The organism is Breoghania sp., from assembly GCF_030066895.1.
Classification (GTDB): domain Bacteria; phylum Pseudomonadota; class Alphaproteobacteria; order Rhizobiales; family Stappiaceae; genus Breoghania.
Genome location: NZ_JASJAV010000002.1, coordinates 180,530 through 199,577, shown reverse-complemented (window position 1 = coordinate 199,577; position 19,048 = coordinate 180,530). Strand labels below are relative to the sequence as shown.

The window sequence follows — 19,048 nt, the reverse complement described above, 5'->3', positions numbered from 1 at the left end:
CCATGGCAAAACAAAATCCCAAGAAAGACGTCGTCGTCATCGGCCTGGGCTGGACCGGCGCCATCCTTTCAATGGAACTCGCCCAGGAAGGGTTGGAGATCCTGGCGCCGGAGTGCGGCGATGACCGCAATACCGTGTCGGACTTCCAGTATCCCGACATCATCGACGAACTGAAATACGGCATCCGCTACAAGCTGATGCAGAAGCCGAGCAAGTTCACGTTGACGGTGCGCCGCTCCATGGACGAGATCGCGCGGCCCTATCGTCATCTCGGCTCCTTCCTGCCGAGCGACGGCGTGGGCAGTGCGGGTGTCCACTGGAACGGCCAGAACTGGCGTCCACAGAAAGTGGAATACCGTCTACGCTCCTATGTTGAGGAGACCTTCGGCGCCGATGTCATTCCCGAAGGCATGACCATTCAGGACTGGAGCATCACCTACGAGGAGCAGGAACCCTATTTCGACCAGTTCGAGAAGGTGGCCGGGATTTCCGGCAAGGTGGGCAATCTCAACGGCGAGATCATCGAGAGCGGCAACCCGTTCGAGGCGCCGCGGTCTTCGGAATATCCGCTGCCGCCGCTGCCGCATACCTATGACGCCGAGCTCTTCCGTCAGGCGGCCAAGGCCAAGGGCCTGCATCCCTTCCCGCGGCCTGCGGGCAATGCCTCCAAGGCATATACCCCTATGGCATGCAGCTCGAACCCTGCAATTTCTGCGGCTTCTGCGAGCGGTTCGGTTGCCTCAACTATTCCAAGTCCTCACCGCAGACCTGCGTTCTGGACGCGCTGAAGCGCATGCCGAATTTCTCCTACAAGACCAATTCGGAAGTGCTGAGGATCGAAAAGTCCTCCGACGGCAAGACCGTTACCGGGGTGATCTATTTCGACTTTCGACGAGAAGTCGGGCGAGGAGGTTTTCCAGCCTGCGGATCTGGTGATCCTGGCCGCCTTCGCGCTTCACAACGTCCACCTGCTGCTGTCCGAAATCGGCCAGCCATACGACCCGGCGACCGGCGAAGGCATGGTGGGCAAGAACTATTCCTACCAAATGACCGGCGGCACTCGGCTCTACTTCAAGGATAAGGAGTTCAACCCCTTCATCGGAACGGGCGCGAACGGCATTTCCATCGACGACTATTCGATCAGCCAGATCGATTTCGCCAAGGAGGGCTTCATCGGCGGGCCCTACATCACCGCCGGGCAAACCAACGGACGACCGATCCAGTCGATGCCGCTGCCTCCGGGAACGCCAAAATGGGGCAAGGACTGGAAGGAGGCAACCGGCGAGTGGTACGGGCACTCCATGGCGATCGGCTCGCACGGCTCCAACATGTCGTTCTGCGATTTGCTATCTGGACCTCGACCCGACCTATACCGACCGCCACGGCCGGCCGCTGATGCGCATGACCTTCAACTGGAAGGACAATGACATCCGCATGCCCCAGTTCATGAAGGCGCGGATCGAGGAGATCGCCAAGACCATGAACCCGGACATGATGGCCTCCGGCTACAAGTCCAAGGGATCGCAGTACGACGTGCGCCCCTACCAGTCGACCCACAATGTGGGCGGCGCGATCATGGGCGCGGATCGCAAGACCTCGACCTTGAACAAGTACCTGCAGAGCTGGAACTGCCACAACCTGTTCGTGATGGACGCCTCCGCCTACCCGCAGAACACGCAGTACAACCCGACGGGTGCCCTCGGCAGGCTTGGCCTACTGGTCGGCGGCGGCAATCCGCAAGGATTACCTCCCCAACCCGCGGCCGCTGGCGTGAACGGGGAGGCAAACAGATGAAAACGCTCATTCGTATCGTGGCCGATCTCGTGGTGATCGGCCTTGTGGCGCTCGTCGCCATCATCTTCGTGCCGGTGCAGCGTACCGCGCCGACCGAAAAGCTTGCCGCCGACTGGCAGCCGCCGGCCGAGCTCGGCGAGTATGGCGCGCGTCTGGCGGACTGCGCGGTCTGTCACACCAAGCCGGGCGGCGAGCCCTTCGCGGGCGGACACACCATCGAAAGCCCGATGGGGGACATCTACACGACCAACATCACGCCGGATCCGGAAACGAGCATCGGCAAGTGGTCGCTCGACGATTTCCGTGCCGCGCTGATCGACGGGGTGACACCGTCCAGCGAGCATCTCTATCCGGCGATGCCGTACGAGAACTATCGCCACATATCGGAGGCCGACATCCGGGCGCTTTACGACTACTTCATGCATGACGTGAAGCCGGTGACGAACCAGGTTGCCGAGACAAAACTGCCCTTCCCGTTCAACCAGCGCTGGGGCATCCGGCTGTGGAACTGGGTGGTGCTTGGCCATGCGGGCTTCAAGCCGGCGACCGACAAGGTGGCAAACGACGAGCAACTGTCGCACGGCGCCTATCTGATGCAGGTGCTGGGCAATTGCGGCTCGTGCCACACGCCGCGCGGCCTGACCATGGCGCAGGCCGGAGCCAACGAGACGGACGCCAAGTTCCTGACCGGCGGCGAGATCGGCGGCTGGTCGACTCCCAATCTCAGGGGCCCGAAATCGGCGTCGCAGCAGTGGTCGGCCGATGAGCTGAAGATGTACCTCACCGCGGGCCGCAACGCCCATTCGGCGGTGGCGGGCGAGATGAAGCTCGCGGTGCAGGAATCGCTCCAGTACATAAACGAAAAGGACGCCGCGATGGTCTCCTATCTGCTCTGCACTCGATCGGCTCCGACGGTTCGGCTCCCGCCGACACGCCGGCAAAGGCCGCAGACCAGGCGGACCACACCATTGCCCGCATCGATGCGGCGGATGATGCCCCCACGAAGAAACTGCGCAGCGCGGTCGACCTCTCGGCAGGCGAACGGCTCTACGTGGACAATTGCGGTGCCTGTCACTTTGCCGACGGACGCGGGGCGCCTGAGGTCTTCCCGGCGCTGAAGGGCAACTCGGCCGTGATCGCCAAGCAGACCGGTGGGCTGATCCACACTATTCTTTATGACGCGGAAATGCTCTCGACCAGCAAGCGTCCGATGAAGTTGCGCATGTCGGGCTTTGCCGACCGCCTGTCGGACAAGGAGGTCGCCGAACTTGCGACGTTCCTGCGCGGAGCTTGGGGCAACGACGCCGGTCCGGTGACGGCCACCCAGGTGGCATCGGAACGCAGCACACCAACCGAAGCCTCCCACTAACGGCGACACTCCTAGCCGAAGTCGGGAGATACGAGGCCGGGCCGATTCACCAGAACCGGCCCGGCCTTTGTTTTTGGGGATACCTCCCAGGGAACCGGAGACATCAGCCTTGCGCTTGCCGTCCTTGCTGTCCAATTTTACCCTTGTATGTACCTATTCATTCTATGAAGGTTGAACGCGTCCAGACCGGTGTACGCCTCGAAAAGAAACTGCTGAAGGTTCTCAAGGCAGTGGCGGAGCTGCGCGACATGAGCCTTGGCGACCTGCTGGAAGGCATCGTGCTGCATGCCTTCGAGAACCGGGCGCTATTTTCCACCGAAACGCTTGCCGCGATTGCCGAGTTCAGGCGGATCTACGGGCTGGAGCTGACGCTGGCGGACGCCCACCATATGAGCGAGAGTGCCCCGGAGGACGGTTGCGATGATCCATCTTGAACGCGAGCACACCATCGCGGTCGCCGCAGCGGTGGATCGTGTCTTTCCCCTGCTGACGCCGCGCGGCGAGAAACTGTGGGTTGCCCGGCTGGGATCCGGAATTCATTCATCCCGATAGCGGGGAAACCCAGGAGGGCATGGTCTTTCGCACGTCGCACGGCGGCGAGGAGACTCTGTGGTCCTGCACACAACTTGGGATCCGGGCAACCACCACGTATGTGACGCCCGGATCGCGCTTCGGTTTCGTTGACGTCGACTGTCGCGAGACGGAAGAAGATCGCACTCAGGTACGGATCCGCTACACATTGACGGCCCTCTCCGAGGAGGGAGCCAATTACCTCCGTGCTCTGACCGGCGAAACCTTCAAGGCGATGATCGAGGACTGGAAGACGCGGATGACCGGCTGTCTGAAGATCGATCGGGCGCAGGTCGGTTGACGGGGAGCGCGTTCGCTCCCCATCTTACCTTCACCCGTAAACCAGCCGCGGCAGCCAGATGATGATTTCCGGGAACACCATGCAGAGCACCAGACCGATGATCTGGATCGCTAGGAACGGGATCGCCGCCTTGAAGATGCGGATCATGGGGATTTCCGGAGGCGCCACACCGCGCAGGTAGAAGAGCGCGTAGCCGAACGGCGGCGACAGGAAGCTCATCTGCATGTTGACCAGATAGAGCAGGACGAGATCATCCGGGTTATCGAGCCCGAAGGAAGTCGCCCCCAGTGCCTTCACAATGGGCACGAAGATCGGCACGCACAGGAGCAGGATGCCGACCCAGTCGAGGAACATGCCCAGGAAGATCAGGATGATCTGCATCAGGATGAGGATGCCCCACAGCCCGAGCCCGAGGCCCTGCATCAGCTCTGAGACGAATTGCTGGCCGCCCTCAAGCACGTAGAGCCCGACGAAGATGGTCGCGCCGAACATGATCCAGATGACCATGGCGGACGCCTCCAGCGTCGTCAGGCAGGCGGCCTGAATGGTCGCCCAGTCGAGCTTGCAGTGAATGGCGGCGGCGATGAAGGCGCCGGAGGTTCCGATGCCCGCCGCTTCAACCGGGGTTGCCACGCCGGAGAAGATGACGCCGAGCACCACCACGATGAGAGCGATCGGCGCCGACGTCCTGGACAGGATCCGCACCTTCTCGATGAAGGAAATGCGTTCCTTGATCGGTGCGGCGGGGCCGAGCTCCGGATTGATGATGCACCGCACGATCACATAGAGCACGTAGAGACCCGAGAGCAGCAGGCCCGGGAAAACCGCGCCGATGAACAGCTCGCCCACCGACTGCTCGGCCACCACGGCGTAGATGATGGCGAGGATGGAGGGCGGGATCAGGATGCCGAGCGTGCCGCCCACCATGATCGAGCCCATGGCGATTTCCGGGTTGTAGTTGCGCTGCAGCATGGCGGGTAGCGCGATGATGCCCATGGTCACCACGGCGGCGCCAATGACACCGACCATCGCCGCCAGGATGGTGGAGGCGATAATGGTGGCAGCCGCCAGACCGCCGCGCACGCCACCCAGCACCTTGTAGATGACGTCGAACATGTCGTTGATGATGCCCGCCCGCTCCAACATCGCCGCCATGAAGATGAAGAGCGGGATGGCCGATAGCTGGTAGTTGGTCATCAACGGGAAGATGCGCGAGGGCACGATGTTGAGCACCTGCCAGCTGTCGCCCAGCACGAAGAGAAAGACGCAGGCGAGACCGCCGGTCACGAAAGCGAGCGGCAGACCCGCCATCAGCAGCACCAGCAGGCTGCCGAACATGATCAGCGTCAGCCATTCGATCGAGATTTCCAGCCCCATGGATCAGGCCCCCCCCGGCCGGATTGACGACGGCGTGCATGTCCTGCGCCAGTTTCGAGATGCCCTGCAGCACGAGAAGTATGCCGACGATGACCATGGCCCATTTGAAGGGCCAGTAGGCGATCGCCCATTCGGTGAACGAGATCTCGTCCACCTACGTCGCCTGATAGGCGAAGATCCAGGAGGTCATGAGCAGCGTTCCGACGAAGATGAAGGAGAAGAAGAAGACGGAGGTTAGTAGATCGGCCACGGCCTTGTGGCGCGGCAACAGTGGTGCGTAGAAGACGTCGACCCGCACGTGGCTTTCGCACAGCATCGCGTAGGCGCCGGCGATCAGGTACTGCATGCCGAACATCAGCAACATGCCTTCATGTGCCCAGTTGGTCGGTGAGTTAAAGACGTAGCGCGCGATGAGCTCGTAGTAGTAGACAAAGACGGCGATGACGGCCCAGTAGTAGACAAACTCGCCGCAGTAAAGCGACAGGCGATCGATCGCCCCGGTCCAGCCGCTGGAGGCGTGGGCCACATCCTCGTTGGCCTCCGCTTCCTCGTAAGCCTCCACCGCGACTTCCGCCGGATCCTCACTCTCGCCCAGAACTTTGCGCTCCGCCCGCCGTTTCAGGCCCGGCAGCAGCACCGCATCGACCGCCATCAGCACCACGATCAGCAGGAAGCCGTAATAGGCCATGGAGCCCCAGAAGGCGCGGGTCTCGCCCGCCGCCTCAGCGAGCGGGCGGTTTATCGCAAGATCGGCCTTGGACCGCTCCAGCTGGTCGCGCGACGTTTCCGTCCGGCTCGTTACGCGCTGCAGCTTGCGCTCCGCCAGACGGCGCAACAGCGAGCCCTCCTCGGCGGCCGTGACATCGGCCTGGAGCCCGGAAAGATCCGCTTCCAGATCCTCAAGACGCGAGGTCTCGCGGGTGATCGTGTCCTACGCCACGCGCACCAGATTGGAGGCGTCGGAATAGACGGCACGCGCCTCGCGCTGCTCGCCGTTGGCGACCAGGATGAAAAGAAAGATCGGCAGGTAGACGAGGCCGAGCAGGCTTTTCAGGTAAAAGCGGTGCAGGCCCAGCATGCCGCCAGTCACCAGGATGGTGTAGCCGAGCGGCAGCGAATAGCCGTGCGTGCCGCCCTTCGCCTTGGAGCAACGGGCAAGCACCATCGCGGCCAGCGGAAAGAAAAGCAGACCGAACCAATAGAGCCAGTGCGGCAGAACGAAAGTCAGGCTCGGCATGGTTTCCCCCAGGACGTGATGAGCCGTGTGACGCGGCGCGGCGTGCCCCGCTCACGGGGACGTCGCGCTCAAATGCATTCGGTAAATCAGCTGTGCCCGACATTTCGACGCCCGCCGCAGATGCTCGCGGCAGGTGCCGTTCATGTCGGAAGCCGGATCGTGGGATCCGCAACTCGATTCGCCGGGCGCGTCTCTTGCCCTCCACGTGAAGGAAGACCGGACGCCCGGTCAGGGCATCCGGATGAGGTCGCGTGGCCCCTCAGAGGTCGAGCTGCATGCCTTCGATCAGGTCCGGCGTCACGTAGCCGAGCGAGCCGGACATCATGTAGTAGAGCTGGGTCTTGAAGATGCGGGCCGAGGCCTTGTCGCGGTTGGCGTATTTGTACCAGATCGGCACCGCCACTTCGGTCATGATGGCCACGTCGTCCTGGCTGAGGCGCGTGACCTCGGTGCCGTCGGCCTCGAACTTCTTCCAGGTTTCCTGGTTCGCCTGCTGGATCTTGGCGTGGTGCTCGACCGAATAGGACTTCGTCTCCATCTCCACGAACTGCTTCACCTCGTCGGAGAGCGCGTTCCACGCGGGCATGCCGACGGTGATGTCCATGATGTCGACCGGCTGGTAGAGCGACATGAAGCCCGGGGGGCCATGGATCGGCCACCATGCCGCCGGGAAGGCGTATCTTGCGACCGCGGAAATCCTCCACCGAGCGGATTGGCACCTTGGAATGAATGATGTTGGCGTCGTGGTGGACCGGGCCAACCCACAGTACATGCCCTGAGCGGCGTAAAGCTCGCGCATCATCTCCAGACCGCCCAAGCCATAATAGCAAGGTGTCGTACTCGCTCGGATTGCGCAGCCCGAGCGGATAGGACGACAGGAACACGCCCGCCGGAATGATGCCCTGCACATAGATGGTGAAGGGGTTCACGGCCTGAAGAACGCCGTTCTTGACCACGTCGTAGAGCTGAAAATCGCCCACGACGTCATTGACGCCGAAGGGCTGGAAGGCGAGTTCGCCTCCGGTCTTTTCCGCGATGGTGGCGCACCAGTCCTTGAAGATCTGAAGGCCGACGCCGCCGGGCCATGACATCTGGATCTTCCAGGTGGTGCTTGCCGCCTTGGCCGTGCCGATATAGGGGGCGCCGAGCGTCGCCGCTCCCGCCACGCCGCCGGCCGCCAGGAGCGATGATTTCAGGAAGTTGCGCCGCGCCTTGACGACGCCTTCGACCGCCTCGCGCCCGACGTCCGCCTGCGCACCGTCCCGTTCGGGGCGCGTTGCGCCCTCCCGCTTGAGGTTAGCCATTTCATTCCTCCCTTGGACGGTTCGTTTCAAGTCGGGCGGTTTCACGCGCCGAACACGCGTACCCTCCCTCTCATGATCAAAGACGAACCTCACCGAAGTGAGGACATCACGAAATAACGTTCAAGAAACTTGCGAAAAACGACCTTTATTTCCTCTATTTCTCTTTCTGATTAACATCTTTTCGACCATTTACAAATCAATTCGACATTTTATTTCTATGTTTGTAATTTGGACCGCTCCGTTCCACAATTTTCATAACTGCAGAGCCGCTGCCGTTTGGTTGGGATTTTCATCCCTTGCGGGATCTCTCCGGTGTCATCCCGGACGCGATGTGGCGCGCAGCGACGCTTCGCAGATCCTGAATCTACCCTCCGTGTTCGCGGCTCAAGATCCCGGGCCTGCATAGCAGCACTGGCGTGCTGCGGTGCGCCCGGGATGACGCCGGAGAGACTGACCAAGGGGATGGAAGCTTCAACCGACCGGCTCGCACATCCGATTTGCCGGATGCGCAAGGATCGAGCCTCGACACACGACGCCAAGGGCTTCATAGTGCGCTCGCAATATTGGTGAAATGCAGATCACAAGAGGGCCGTATCCATGCTGTGCGCCATTCACGGAACATTCGGCACGCCGTCGGAGGTCCTCACCGTTGCCGAGCGTCCGCTTCCGGAGCCGGGCCCGGGCGAAATCCGGGTGAAGACGGGGCTCGCGGCGATCCACAATCACGACCAGCTCACCGTCGCAAGCACTTACGGCTACAAGCCCGCCCTGCCGGAAATCGGTGGGTCGGAAGCGATGGGCACCATCGATGCGCTGGGCGAAGGCGTGAACGGACTGGAGATCGGCCAGTGGGTTGCCGCCACCAGGCGCGGCACCTGGGCCCAGTACTATATCGCCGGCGGCAGGCGCCGTGCCGCTTCCCAACGGGATTCCCGACGAGACGGCGGCCCAACTCATCGCCATGCCGATGAGCGCGCTGTTCCTGCTCAATTTCGTGCATGCGCATCCCGGCGACTTATCGTCCAGAACACAGCGACCGGAGCCGTTGCCAAAGTTCTGGCGAAGGTGGCGCAGAAGCGCGGCGTGAACGTCGTCAATTTGGTGCGACGCGGCGAGGCGGGAGCGGCGGCGGCCAATCTCTGCGCAATCTGCGCACTGGGAGCGACGGTGGTCTCCTTCGGGTTGATGTCAGGAAAGCGGATGGAAGTGCCGCCCGCCCAGCTCATTTTCCGAGACATCACGATCAAGGGCTTCTGGCTTGCTAAGCTGCTGCCCGAAGCCCCGAAGGAGAAGGTCGCAGGCCTGATCGGCGAGTTGATGGGGCTCATTGCCTCCGGCGACGTGACCCTGCAGGTGGACGGGATCTTTGACCTCGCCGACATCGCCGAGGCGGCCGGGAAAGGCAAGCGCGAGGACAAGGTGCTCGTTCGAGGGTGAGGGATCGGCGGGGCACACGACCAAGCCAAGGATGATGGGTGAGAGCGCACGGTTTGGTGGCCCATCCTTCGAGACGGTGCTGTCGCGCCTCCTCAGGATGACGTTATCGTTTTGTTGTTTCAGCAAAACTTTCAACACCCACAACGTCATCCTGAGAAGCCATCGCAAGACGGCGTCTCGAAGGATGGGCTGCTCGCTCCGTCCCTTCCCGGGCACTGCCACAAACGCGATCACGCGTACCCTCCTCCTCTCCTCCCATTGATCCCCTACCCCCGCACTTCTACGGTGCCCACAAAACGCTCATGATTGCCTTGCGTCATTTCACGCCTTGCGCAGCCTTTTTCGGGAAACGCCTGCCCCATGTCTGAACATCCCAGGGTCGCCCTGTTCGTCACGTGTCTTGCCGACCTGTTTCGGCCGTCCGTGGGCTTTGCCGCCGTCAAGCTGCTGGAGGAGGCAGGATGCACGATTGAGGTGCCGCGCGCCCAGACATGTTGCGGACAGCCCGCCTACAATTCCGGCGACAAGCAGGATGCCCGAGGCATTGCGGAAGTCACCATCCGCACCTTCGAGGGCTTCAACTATGTCGTCGCCCCATCGGGCTCGTGCGCGGCGATGATCAAGAAGCACTATCCAGAGCTTTTTGCGGGCGATCCCGTGTGGGAGGCGCGTGCGCAGGAGTTGTCGGCGCGCACGTTCGAACTCGTCAACTTACTCACCGACGTGCGAGGCATGGAGAGCGTGGAAGCTTCGTTCGACGGCTCCGTCACCTATCACGACAGTTGTTCCGGACTGCGCGAACTGGGCATTCGCGAGCAGCCGCGCAAGCTGATGGCCTCGATGGAGGGGCTGTGGCTGACGGAGATGGAAGATTCTGAAATCTGCTGCGGTTTCGGCGGCTCCTTTGCCGTAAAATACCCCGATATCTCCAACAAGATGGTCTCCAAGAAAACCGGCCATATCGGGGAGACGGAGGCCAATCTGCTGGTGGCGGGCGATCTCGGTTGCCTGATGAACATGGCAGGCAAGCTGAAGCGCGAGGGCAAGGCCACCCAGGTGCGCCATGTGGCGGAGCTGTTGGCGGGGATGACCGATCAACCCGCCATCGGAGAAAAGAAGCCCCAGAACGGGTGGAAGAAGCGGGGATGAACGGAGGTTTCTCCGTTTCAACAACGAAGACGATCCTGCGCACGCACATCGGCGGTGAGGAAACGGGTACGGACCTGGCCATCATCGTTGCGGATATCACGACGCTGAAGGTCGATGCGATCGTCAATGCCGCCAATGAGAACCTTTTGGGCGGGGGCGGCGTGGACGGGGCGATTCATCGCGCTGCCGGGCCTGAGCCTCTGGCGGAATGCCGTACGCTCGGCGGCGGCATGCCGGGCGAAGCGAAGATGACGGGCGGCTACGCTCTGCCCGCGGGCCAGATCATTCACATGGTCGATCCGCGCTGGGCAGGCGGAACGCGCAACGAGGATGCGGTGCTGGCCGACTGCTATCGCCATTCGCTGGATCTGGTCGCACAGGCAGGCCTTGCGACGATCGCCTTTCCGGCGATCTCGACCGGGGTTTTCGGATTCCCGGCGGACAGGGCGGCGGGCGTAGCACTTCGCGCGGTGTGCGAGAGTACGCATCTGGGAGGATTGGAAGCGGTGGTGTTCTGCTGTTTCAACAGGTCCGCCGTCAAGTCGTACGAGGAGGCCTTCGCTGTTCGCGGGCTGAACTGACAGGGAGGAGAGATCGCATGCGGATGCAATCTCCGCGCTTCAAGGAGATGCGCGCGAGGCGCTGGACGACGTGCAGCTTCAGCGCGCGTTGGCCCATGTCGAGCACAATTTCGTCGACAAGCGGAAGACGGCCACCGATGCGCTGCCGGAATTCGAGGCGCTGCGCGACAACGCCAAGGCAATCAAGGATCACACGCTCGCGCATATCGATCTCTATCTCGAGGCTTACGAGAAAAAGGTCACAGAAGCGGGCGGTCACGTGCACTGGGCGGAGACGGATCAGGACGCGCGCGACATCATCCTCAACATCTGCCGCAAGGCAGGGGCGAAGACCGTCACCAAGGGCAAGTCGATCGTTTCCGAGGAGATCGGGCTCAACGCCCACCTGGAAGAAAACGGCATTCAGCCGGTGGAGACAGATCTCGGCGAATACGTCATCCAGCTTCGCGGCGAGGCACTGTCCCATATCATCGCGCCCGCGGTGCATGTCAACAAATCCGAGGTGGAGAGCGAATTCCGCCGCGCCCATACCCATCTCGATCCCGACCGCAACCTGGAGGAGCCAACGACGCTTCTGAACGAGGCGCGCGCGATCCTGCGGCAGAAGTATTTCGATGCCGAGGTGGGGAATCACGCGGGCGAATTTCCTGATCGCGGAAACGGGGTCGTCCGTCATCGTCACCAACGAGGGCAACGGCAACCTGCCCAGACGCTCGGCAAGGTTCATATTGTGCTGACGACGCTGGAAAAGATCACGCCGACGCTGGAGGACATCTCGCAGATCCTGCGCGTTCTGGCACGCTCCGCCACCGGACAGGATACCTCCGTCTACACCACGTTCTCGACCAGACCGCGACGGCCGGGCGATCCGGACGGGCCGGAGGAATAACATGTGGTGCTGCTCGACAACGGGCGCTCCGACGTGCTGGGCACCGAGTATCAGAACATGCTGCGCTGCATCCGCTGCGGCGCCTGCATGAACCATTGCCCGGTCTACCACGCCATCGGCGGGCATGCGTATGGCTGGATCTATCCGGGTCCGATGGGCGCGGTGCTGCCCCCCCTCGCTCACCTCCATCGACGAGGCGGGGCACCTGCCCAACACCTCCACCTTCTGCGGACGCTGCGAGGCCATGTGCCCGATGCGCATTCCCTTGCCGAAGATGATGCGGCACTGGCGGGAGCGTGAATTCGAGCACCACCTGCAGCCGCACGCCGACCGGTTCGGATTGAAGATCTGGGCGTTTTTCGCAAGCCGCCCCGCGCTCTACCGGCGCGCAACCGGGCTCGCCATGCGCGCGCTCGGGCTTCTGGGCGGACGGCGCGGACGCTTTGCCTGCATGCTGCTTGCCTCCGCCTGGACCAAATATCGCGATCTGCCAGCACCCGAGGGCAAGACCTTTCTCACCCAATGGGCGGAACGGGAGGACGCGGCATGAGTGCGCACGAGGCAATTCTGAGGCGGCTGCGGCGCAGCACGGTGCAAGGCGGCTGGAACATCCGCCCGTGGGGCTCATTCCGGCGCGCGGCCAGGTGCCCGAGGCGGAACGCGCGGCACTGTTCGCAAGAATGGTGGAATCTGTGCAAGCGAGCGTGGAGCGCGTGGAAAGCCTTGAAGACGCGCCGCAGGCGGTGGCCCGCCAGCTCAGCGGGCGCAATCTGCCCGCATCCGTTCGCATCGGCGCCGATGAAGCCCTGACCGGCATGCCGTGGGAAGACGCGCCCGCGCTGGAGATCCATAATGGCCCCTCCGACGGCACGGATGAGGCCGCCCTCTCCCATGCGCTCGGCGGCATTGCGGAGACGGGTACGGTGATGCTCTCGTCCGGTCCCGACAATCCGACGACGCTCAATTTCCTGCCTGAGCTGCATATCGTCGTCATCGAGGCGAAGGATATCGACGGGGACATGGAAGCGGCGTGGCAGCGCATCCGCCGGGATTACGGCAAGGGGGAGATGCCGCGCGCCGTCAACATGGTGTCGGGCCCCTCACGCTCGACCGATATCGAACAGACGCTGATCCTCGGCACCCATGGGCCGCGCGCCCTACACGTGATGATCGTCGGCGAGTGAACCGCCCTCCCCGCACAAGTGCGCGAGACCGCCAATCGTCGGTTGCGGCGCGCGAGAGGGGTGATCAACGCCCTCCCGGCGCGTTACACTTTTCCGGCGTTTACACGTAGAATAATTTTGTAACGGTATTTTTCGGAAAAATTTCTTCGTTTCGACGCAAAAACCCTCATTCTAGAGATCATATGTGACGACTATATTTCTTTTTTCCATACGGCTGGACTTTCCTTTTAGGAATCTTTAACCAGCCCGGCAATTTACCATCGAACCGACTGCCTTATCGTCATTTGGCACGCCAGTATGTACAGAGGTTGCGATGGCGCGTGGACTTCAATTCCTGTTGTTGCGCAATTGGCGCGAGCATCCGAAATGCTCCGGGGGCTCCGCTCATGCGCAGGCTTTTGCTTTGCCCGATATCGCGGGCGCCGGATTGCAGCGGTGGGCAAAGAGACAAACGCTGGATAGCCAATGACGGACAAACGCCTGCTGCTGATCGATGACGAAGTCGAGTTCGGCGAGGTACTCGAACGCATTGCGAGCAAACTCAAATTCTCCGTCTGCAAGACGACGCAGCCGAGCGAATTTCAGAAGAAATACGACATCTGCCAGCCGACCCATATCGTGCTCGACATGATCATGCCGGAGATGGACGGCATCGAGCTGCTGGAATGACTGGCCCAGCGCGGCTGCACCGCGAAGATCATCGTGATCTCGGGCTACAACACCCAATACGGCAACACTGCCAAGGCATCCGTCGTCGCCAACAGGCTGAACGTGGTCGCCACGCTGCCCAAGCCCTTCAGCGTTTCCGCCGTGCGCTCCATCCTCAGCCTTTAGGGCCGGGATACGGAAATCCGCGAGTTTCGATTGCGCGGCCCATCCTTCGAGACGCCCGCTCGCGCGGACTCCTCAGGATGACGTTGTTTATGCTGCGCGTTTCCTCAAAGCCGACAACCCGATAACGTCATCCTGAGGAACGCTCGTGAGAGTGCGTCTCGAAGGATGGGTCACACGATGGACCGGAGCCACCCCGGCACACCACGAGCCCAAACGGGAAGCCAGTGCCAATGCCGCTGCAAAATCGCGTGACGCCGGAAGGCGAGATCATCGCCGCATCGGCCCGCAAGCTTTTCACGGGCAATCGCGGCGGGCGGATCCATGATCCCGCCACCCGCACCCTGACGGTGCGCCGCTTCATCTCCCGACGCTCGATCTGCTGCCTCACCACCTTCAAGAACCGGAAACGGACCGTGATGGGCGAGGGCTATACGGAACTGTTCTTTCTGGATGAGCCGACCGCACTGGCCGCAGGTCACCGCCCCTGTTTCGAATGCAGACGGGTGGACGCGAAGGCGTTTGCCGCATTCTGGTGCGAGGCGAAAGGACTTGAACAGGCCCCCGGCGCCGATGCGATGGACGCGATCCTGCACAAGGAGAGATTAGGCCCCAAGCCGAGCCTGCCGATCGTGGATTTATGCGACGGGACGGCCATTCTAACGGATATTCGGGGTAAGCTTCACCCGGCTCTGGTGCGCGGGAATTCTCTTTTGCCCTGGGCTCCCGGAGGCTACGGCCAACCGTCGCCGCACCCGGCATGGGGAGAGGTAACCGTTCTGACGCCGCTCTCGATCCTCGCCGTTTTGCGCGCAGGATTATGAACCCGTCTGGCATCCGAGCGCAGGCTGACATTGCCGTCAGCTCGCTCGGGATTGTCTTCGATAGCGCCTATTCCGCCGCGATTTGCAGCGTCACGTTGCCGATTGCGGCTGCGATGTGATCGTAGAGAACATCATGGATCGGTTCATGTGCACTCGGCGCACGGATCTGGGTAATATCGACAGGAGGCAGCGAGGGGAAACCGTCGCGTTCGTCCAGAACCTTCAGGCCCGGCCGCATCGCGCTTTCCGGGATTACGGATACCACGAGCCCGGCATTCACCGCGTTGATGAGTACGGCTGCGGAACCGCTGGTATAGGCCACGCGGCAAGAGTCAAGCGCTCGCGGCGCACGACATCGCCGAAGCCGTTCAGATCCTCGCATGAGGTGACGATGCCCAGATCCAGTTCGTCGCGACGCACCTTCTCCGCCACCGCAATCTATCCCAGGCATTCCACGACGACCTCGATCGTCGGATTGATCCGCGCAAAGCCCGCCAGGACCTGCGGCAGAAGCCGTTCGGCATAGTCGTCGGGAAGACCGAGGCGCACGCGGCCGATCAATTGCGGTTCGGCGAAGGCGGTCAGCGTCTCGTCGTTCAGCTTGATCATCCGGCGGGCATATTCCTGCAACCGATAGCCGACCTCGGTGAGACGCGACTAACGTCCGTCACGGATTAAAGAGCGCCTGACCGACCCGCTCCTCAAGCCGACGCATCTGCATGGAGACGGCCGACTGCGTCTTGTTCACCGCTTCCGCCACGCGGGTAAAGAACCCGAGTTCGGCAATCGCAACGAAGGTTCGCAGCTGATCGATATCGAGAGCATGGGGCATTGACATTTCCTTTTCACCGGCCTCGTGCCTCGGCACCCGGCGGCTCGTTCGTTCCCACCCGACCGCGTTTTCCGGTCTCTCGCGAAGCGTCCCCTCAGCATCCTTACGGGCCTGTCTATCGGCTTCAAAGGGGCTTTCTCATCTGCTTCGGCCGATCGCTATACCCATCCTGACGCCCGGGTTTCTGCGCTTCCCGGCTTATTCACCATCACAACCGATGGGATATTGTAAAAAACATTCGTTGGATTAATCAATAGCCCCAAGTCATCTTACCCAAAGTCACCAAGAGGCGCCGCCTCCGAGAAACCTTCCCCGGTTTCCCGACACGGCGAAATAACAATGGGCACGCAAACCGCGCGTGCGCCGAACGATGGGGTCTTGTCATATCAACGACCGCTTACGAGTCTCGTCGCTCATACTCCTCGGCCTTGCGCGACGGCGTTTTCAGCACGCTGCGTTTTGTCGGGTCGTTCGCCTCCGCGCTGATGCCCGCCCGCCGCTCCCGCAACGCTCTCGCCGCGCTGAACGCTCCGACGTCGCGCAATCCCTCCGACGTTCTGGCAAAACTGGCAAGAGAACGCCAGTTGGCGGAGAGAAAGCGCCGCAAACTCGTGCCCACCTCCTTGAAGCGGAGACCCAAGAAGTGAACACGTCGCGCGGATGGAGCGCCGGCGAATGGGCCTTCCGCTCCAACCAGCCCCAGCGGCACACGCTTGCCATGCTGGGACTGCAGCGCGACACCGCCATGATCGCAGCCTTCGTGCGCACCTTGCGCAAGCGGCTTGCCCGGGCAGCGACACGCAAAAAGACACGATAGAAAAGAAGGCGGCATGGGAGGGATCCCGTGCCGCCTTCTTTTCATGGCGTCCCAGCAGAAACAGTCGCGGGGCCTACTCCGCGACGGCGGGAAACAACAGGTTGTCGAGAGACGAGATGATGTGTTCGGCCAGAGCATCGATCAGGCGCGAACGATGGTGCCAGGAGCGCAGGAGCGCGATCTCGCAATGGGGCAAAAACCGGGGAAAGCCATCGCGCTCGGACAGGACCCTCATCCCAGGCCGCAGTGCCGATTCCGGAAGGATTGACACGGCCAGCCCCGGCGGAAGACCAGCTTGAATAGAGCACTCGGTAATCGCGGTTCAACGGCTCCAGCGCATCGATCGCCGCCTTGCGCCAATCGCAGGTGGAGCGACCGAGCGCCAGCGGCAACGGCATTTCCTCGTGAACGCAATGACGCGCGGACGTGACCCACAAAAGCGGCTCCCGGCGCACCACCTCGCCGCCGCGCCCGCGATCACGCACGTGACTGATGATGGCGACGTCCAGCCGGTTGCCCTTCAGGTCCTGCACCAGGATCGGCGTCGGCGCGCAAGTGACTTCGATCTCCGCACGCGGATTGGAGCGGGCAAAGCGGGCCATGATCTCCGGCAGGAAACGGTCGGCGTAGTCGTCGGATGTGCCGAGACAAACATGCCCGGCAAGCTCAATATCGTCAAAGGCCGGCAGCGTTTCATCGTTCATTTTCAACAGCTTGCGCGCATAGTGCAGCAGCCGCTCACCATCCCCCGTGAGGCGCGACAAACGCCCCTCGCGGGTGAAGATCGGACGACCGACACGTTCCTCCAACCGGCGCATCTGCACGGAAACGGCGGATTGCGTCTTGTTCACCACGGAAGCGGCCTGCGTGAAGCTGCCCATTTCTGCGATGGCAAGGAACGTGCACAATTGATCGAGATCGAGCATGGGCTGCATCGTGTTCCATCACGATACGTGATCAATATGATGGAAAACATTCGTTGGATTTATTGCGCTTGGCAAGTGAAAATCATCTCGAGCCTTGAAAGATGTAACACCCCGGAATGGACCAGGCGTAAAAGCACGACCGCACGCCCAGGGAGGCGGCGGTCGACGAAGGAATATTGCCATGTCCACGTTTCCAACCAACTCCGCCACCGGCTTCGCTGCACTCGCGGCCCGGATCGGTCGTACGGTGTGGCAGACGTTGGTCCGTTGGCACCGTCGTCGCCGTAACCGACTTGCGGTCAAGCAGCTCCTCACGTGGAACGACTACATGCTGCGGGACATCGGATTGACGCGAGACGATGTTCGATGCGCATTGCGGGACCATCGAAAGATCGAGACATCAGGACGACTACGTATACTGGCTGTAGAGCGGCGTGCGACGGCGCGCGCCCATGCCCGCAGCGCTCTGGAAGTCGCCACCAGCGACGGCCATCGCAAGAGCCGGTTCGCATCCGATCGCGCGGCGTCCTGCTGCGACGCCTAAAGGCGTCTTGTTGCCCGGATCAACCCCCCGCTGACACCGCACCTGACCCGCTGTTCATCCCGGCAGTGGGTCTTTTTTTGTGCTGTGGCGAATTCCATCCGCGCCGGAATGCGGTGGATTCGCGTCTCACTTGGAATGATCGGCGGGGGTCAGGGTCTCGAAAAGCTGTTCGAAAGCGCGGATCTGGCTTTCCCGGACGCTGCGTCCGGCGGCCAGAAAATCCTCAAGGAAGCAGGTGCTCGCAAGTGCGGAGCCGGAGGGCTCGGGATCGGCGGCACCTTGCGCGGTCTCGGGCTCCGGCTCGCCTTCCTCCTCCATGTCCTCGTAAACGCCCTCATTTTCGTGCTCGGGCGGGCAGCGGCGTTCGGGCGTCGGCGCCGTTTCAAAGGTGCTCGTGCTTCCGGCGCGCATGAACCCGGTCAGGAAAGCCGATATGGCCTCGGCGAAGGGGGCCATCAGGTCGGCGGGCGTCGGCGTCGGACGGGAACGGCCGCGCGCAAAGCCGGCCATGAAGGCATCGAGCAGGTCGCGCGCAGGCCCGACCGCGAAGTTGCGGGCCATCTGTCCCATCATCAAGGTGGCGGCAACCGGCATCAGCGCATCGAGCGCATCCTGGCGGATGCCGGTTGTGGCGGCAACGTGATCGAACACGACTTGGCGCATCACCTTGTTGGGGAAGACCTGAGACAGAAAGGCCCCGACCGGCCCTTCGACCGCAGCCGTCATCGGATTGCCCGCGAGCGGATTTGCGGCGGGCCAGCCGGTTGCAGCCTGCCGCGGATTGAGGCCGGGGGCGCGAACATTGCCGGGCCGAAGGCCTGCATCAGGCCCGCAATCCCTTCCGGCGCGAAGGTGTTGCGGCGCAGGCCCGCCCAGAAAGCCGGCATCAGGGCTTCCGTCGCCCGACGCACGTTTTCCTCCCCGAGCCCGAAACGCTTCTGTGTTTCGCTAACCAGGGCAAACAGATCGAGCGGGAAAAAAGTGTCGGTCATGTGCTGTTCCGGCGGGCGCATGGATGTCGCCGGCGCTCAAGCTCGGCCCGGGTACCGGATCGACGGCTCTTCCGTCGATCGTCATGATTC

General features: G+C 62.2%; 24 protein-coding genes and 3 pseudogenes. 17 read left to right on the top strand and 10 right to left on the bottom strand.

Annotated features, from left to right (window positions below; all coding sequences use genetic code 11):
• Positions 1-2: 2 nt before the first annotated feature.
• The 6 genes and pseudogenes from QNJ43_RS04145 to QNJ43_RS04120 all read left to right on the top strand — a co-directional run bounded on the left by QNJ43_RS04145 (position 3) and on the right by QNJ43_RS04120 (position 4,034).
• Positions 3-1,774 (top strand): annotated as a pseudogene (locus QNJ43_RS04145) (GMC family oxidoreductase).
• Between the two features lie 16 nt (positions 1,775-1,790).
• Positions 1,791-2,912 (top strand): cytochrome c, encoded by a 1,122-nt coding sequence (locus tag QNJ43_RS04140; RefSeq protein ID WP_300467606.1) that lies wholly within the window; start codon positions 1,791-1,793, stop codon positions 2,910-2,912.
• On the top strand, positions 2,846-3,163 hold the full coding sequence (locus QNJ43_RS04135; RefSeq protein ID WP_300467604.1) for a cytochrome c: 318 nt from the start codon (positions 2,846-2,848) through the stop codon (positions 3,161-3,163). Before QNJ43_RS04140 ends, QNJ43_RS04135 begins: the two co-directional genes overlap by 67 nt.
• A 164-nt stretch (positions 3,164-3,327) precedes the next feature.
• On the top strand, positions 3,328-3,597 hold the full coding sequence (locus tag QNJ43_RS04130; protein ID WP_300467602.1) for a hypothetical protein: 270 nt from the start codon (positions 3,328-3,330) through the stop codon (positions 3,595-3,597).
• On the top strand, positions 3,584-3,715 hold the full coding sequence (locus QNJ43_RS04125; protein WP_300467600.1) for a hypothetical protein: 132 nt from the start codon (positions 3,584-3,586) through the stop codon (positions 3,713-3,715). The genes QNJ43_RS04130 and QNJ43_RS04125 overlap by 14 nt, the downstream gene beginning before the upstream one ends.
• Before the next feature lie 19 nt (positions 3,716-3,734).
• Positions 3,735-4,034: a hypothetical protein gene (locus tag QNJ43_RS04120; protein ID WP_300467598.1), complete on the top strand. Its 300-nt coding sequence runs from the start codon at positions 3,735-3,737 to the stop codon at positions 4,032-4,034.
• 30 nt (positions 4,035-4,064) lie between these two features.
• Here QNJ43_RS04120 and QNJ43_RS04115 read toward each other — a convergent pair whose 3' ends face one another.
• From QNJ43_RS04115 to QNJ43_RS04100, 4 genes are all read right to left on the bottom strand, one after another.
• Positions 4,065-5,411 carry a TRAP transporter large permease subunit gene (locus tag QNJ43_RS04115; RefSeq protein WP_300467596.1) on the bottom strand — a complete coding sequence of 449 codons (1,347 nt, stop codon included), beginning with the start codon at positions 5,409-5,411 and terminating at the stop codon, positions 4,065-4,067.
• A gap of 154 nt (positions 5,412-5,565) precedes the next feature.
• A complete protein-coding gene (locus QNJ43_RS04110; RefSeq protein WP_300467594.1) occupies positions 5,566-6,246 on the bottom strand; it encodes a TRAP transporter small permease subunit in 681 nt (226 codons plus the stop codon).
• Between the two features lie 96 nt (positions 6,247-6,342).
• On the bottom strand, positions 6,343-6,648 hold the full coding sequence (locus tag QNJ43_RS04105; RefSeq protein WP_300467592.1) for a hypothetical protein: 306 nt from the start codon (positions 6,646-6,648) through the stop codon (positions 6,343-6,345).
• Between the two features lie 259 nt (positions 6,649-6,907).
• The gene (locus QNJ43_RS04100; protein ID WP_300467590.1) at positions 6,908-7,465 is read right to left on the bottom strand and encodes a hypothetical protein; all 558 of its coding nucleotides are present in this window, start codon (positions 7,463-7,465) and stop codon (positions 6,908-6,910) included.
• Between the two features lie 1,084 nt (positions 7,466-8,549).
• Here QNJ43_RS04100 and QNJ43_RS04095 point away from each other — a divergent pair.
• From QNJ43_RS04095 to QNJ43_RS04060, 8 genes and pseudogenes are all read left to right on the top strand, one after another.
• Positions 8,550-9,389 carry an alcohol dehydrogenase catalytic domain-containing protein gene (locus QNJ43_RS04095; protein ID WP_300467588.1) on the top strand — a complete coding sequence of 280 codons (840 nt, stop codon included), beginning with the start codon at positions 8,550-8,552 and terminating at the stop codon, positions 9,387-9,389.
• A 360-nt stretch (positions 9,390-9,749) separates the two neighbouring features.
• Positions 9,750-10,538, top strand: coding sequence for a (Fe-S)-binding protein (locus QNJ43_RS04090; RefSeq protein WP_300467586.1), 789 nt, complete (start codon positions 9,750-9,752; stop codon positions 10,536-10,538).
• A complete protein-coding gene (locus tag QNJ43_RS04085; RefSeq protein WP_300467584.1) occupies positions 10,535-11,119 on the top strand; it encodes a macro domain-containing protein in 585 nt (194 codons plus the stop codon). The genes QNJ43_RS04090 and QNJ43_RS04085 overlap by 4 nt, the downstream gene beginning before the upstream one ends.
• Before the next feature lie 17 nt (positions 11,120-11,136).
• Positions 11,137-12,558, top strand: a pseudogene (locus tag QNJ43_RS04080) (LutB/LldF family L-lactate oxidation iron-sulfur protein).
• Positions 12,559-12,625: 67 nt separating this feature from the next.
• Positions 12,626-13,192 (top strand): lactate utilization protein, encoded by a 567-nt coding sequence (locus QNJ43_RS04075; RefSeq protein ID WP_300467582.1) that lies wholly within the window; start codon positions 12,626-12,628, stop codon positions 13,190-13,192.
• Between the two features lie 465 nt (positions 13,193-13,657).
• Positions 13,658-13,861, top strand: a complete 204-nt coding sequence (locus QNJ43_RS04070; RefSeq protein WP_300467580.1) for a response regulator — start codon at positions 13,658-13,660, stop codon at positions 13,859-13,861.
• Positions 13,862-13,894: 33 nt separating this feature from the next.
• Entirely contained in the window at positions 13,895-14,026 is a 132-nt protein-coding gene (locus tag QNJ43_RS04065) for a hypothetical protein (RefSeq protein ID WP_300467578.1), read from the top strand.
• A 230-nt stretch (positions 14,027-14,256) separates the two neighbouring features.
• Complete coding sequence (locus QNJ43_RS04060) at positions 14,257-14,847, top strand: hypothetical protein (protein ID WP_300467577.1); 591 nt, start codon at positions 14,257-14,259, stop codon at positions 14,845-14,847.
• 67 nt (positions 14,848-14,914) lie between these two features.
• On the opposite strand, the gene QNJ43_RS26745 is transcribed toward QNJ43_RS04060, so the two are convergent.
• From QNJ43_RS26745 to QNJ43_RS26735, 3 genes are all read right to left on the bottom strand, one after another.
• Positions 14,915-15,169: a hypothetical protein gene (locus QNJ43_RS26745; RefSeq protein WP_346432851.1), complete on the bottom strand. Its 255-nt coding sequence runs from the start codon at positions 15,167-15,169 to the stop codon at positions 14,915-14,917.
• Positions 15,170-15,285: 116 nt separating this feature from the next.
• Positions 15,286-15,477, bottom strand: a complete 192-nt coding sequence (locus QNJ43_RS26740; protein ID WP_346432850.1) for a hypothetical protein — start codon at positions 15,475-15,477, stop codon at positions 15,286-15,288.
• A gap of 37 nt (positions 15,478-15,514) precedes the next feature.
• Positions 15,515-15,679: a LysR family transcriptional regulator gene (locus tag QNJ43_RS26735; protein ID WP_346432849.1), complete on the bottom strand. Its 165-nt coding sequence runs from the start codon at positions 15,677-15,679 to the stop codon at positions 15,515-15,517.
• A 428-nt stretch (positions 15,680-16,107) separates the two neighbouring features.
• Here QNJ43_RS26735 and QNJ43_RS04050 point away from each other — a divergent pair, with 428 nt between their 5' ends.
• Entirely contained in the window at positions 16,108-16,326 is a 219-nt protein-coding gene (locus QNJ43_RS04050; RefSeq protein ID WP_300467575.1) for a hypothetical protein, read from the top strand.
• On the top strand, positions 16,323-16,496 hold the full coding sequence (locus QNJ43_RS04045; protein WP_300467573.1) for a hypothetical protein: 174 nt from the start codon (positions 16,323-16,325) through the stop codon (positions 16,494-16,496). Before QNJ43_RS04050 ends, QNJ43_RS04045 begins: the two co-directional genes overlap by 4 nt.
• A gap of 73 nt (positions 16,497-16,569) precedes the next feature.
• Here the strand turns inward: QNJ43_RS04045 and QNJ43_RS04040 are convergent.
• Positions 16,570-17,431, bottom strand: a pseudogene (locus QNJ43_RS04040) (LysR family transcriptional regulator).
• Positions 17,432-17,603: 172 nt separating this feature from the next.
• On the opposite strand from QNJ43_RS04040, the gene QNJ43_RS04035 reads away from it, so the two are divergent.
• Positions 17,604-17,966 (top strand): DUF1127 domain-containing protein, encoded by a 363-nt coding sequence (locus tag QNJ43_RS04035; RefSeq protein WP_300467571.1) that lies wholly within the window; start codon positions 17,604-17,606, stop codon positions 17,964-17,966.
• A gap of 126 nt (positions 17,967-18,092) precedes the next feature.
• Here QNJ43_RS04035 and QNJ43_RS04030 read toward each other — a convergent pair whose 3' ends face one another.
• Together QNJ43_RS04030 and QNJ43_RS04025 are read right to left on the bottom strand one after the other, a co-directional pair.
• Positions 18,093-18,692, bottom strand: coding sequence for a hypothetical protein (locus QNJ43_RS04030; protein WP_300467569.1), 600 nt, complete (start codon positions 18,690-18,692; stop codon positions 18,093-18,095).
• Positions 18,689-18,958 (bottom strand): DUF937 domain-containing protein, encoded by a 270-nt coding sequence (locus QNJ43_RS04025; RefSeq protein ID WP_300467567.1) that lies wholly within the window; start codon positions 18,956-18,958, stop codon positions 18,689-18,691. Before QNJ43_RS04025 ends, QNJ43_RS04030 begins: the two co-directional genes overlap by 4 nt.
• Positions 18,959-19,048: the final 90 nt, after the last annotated feature.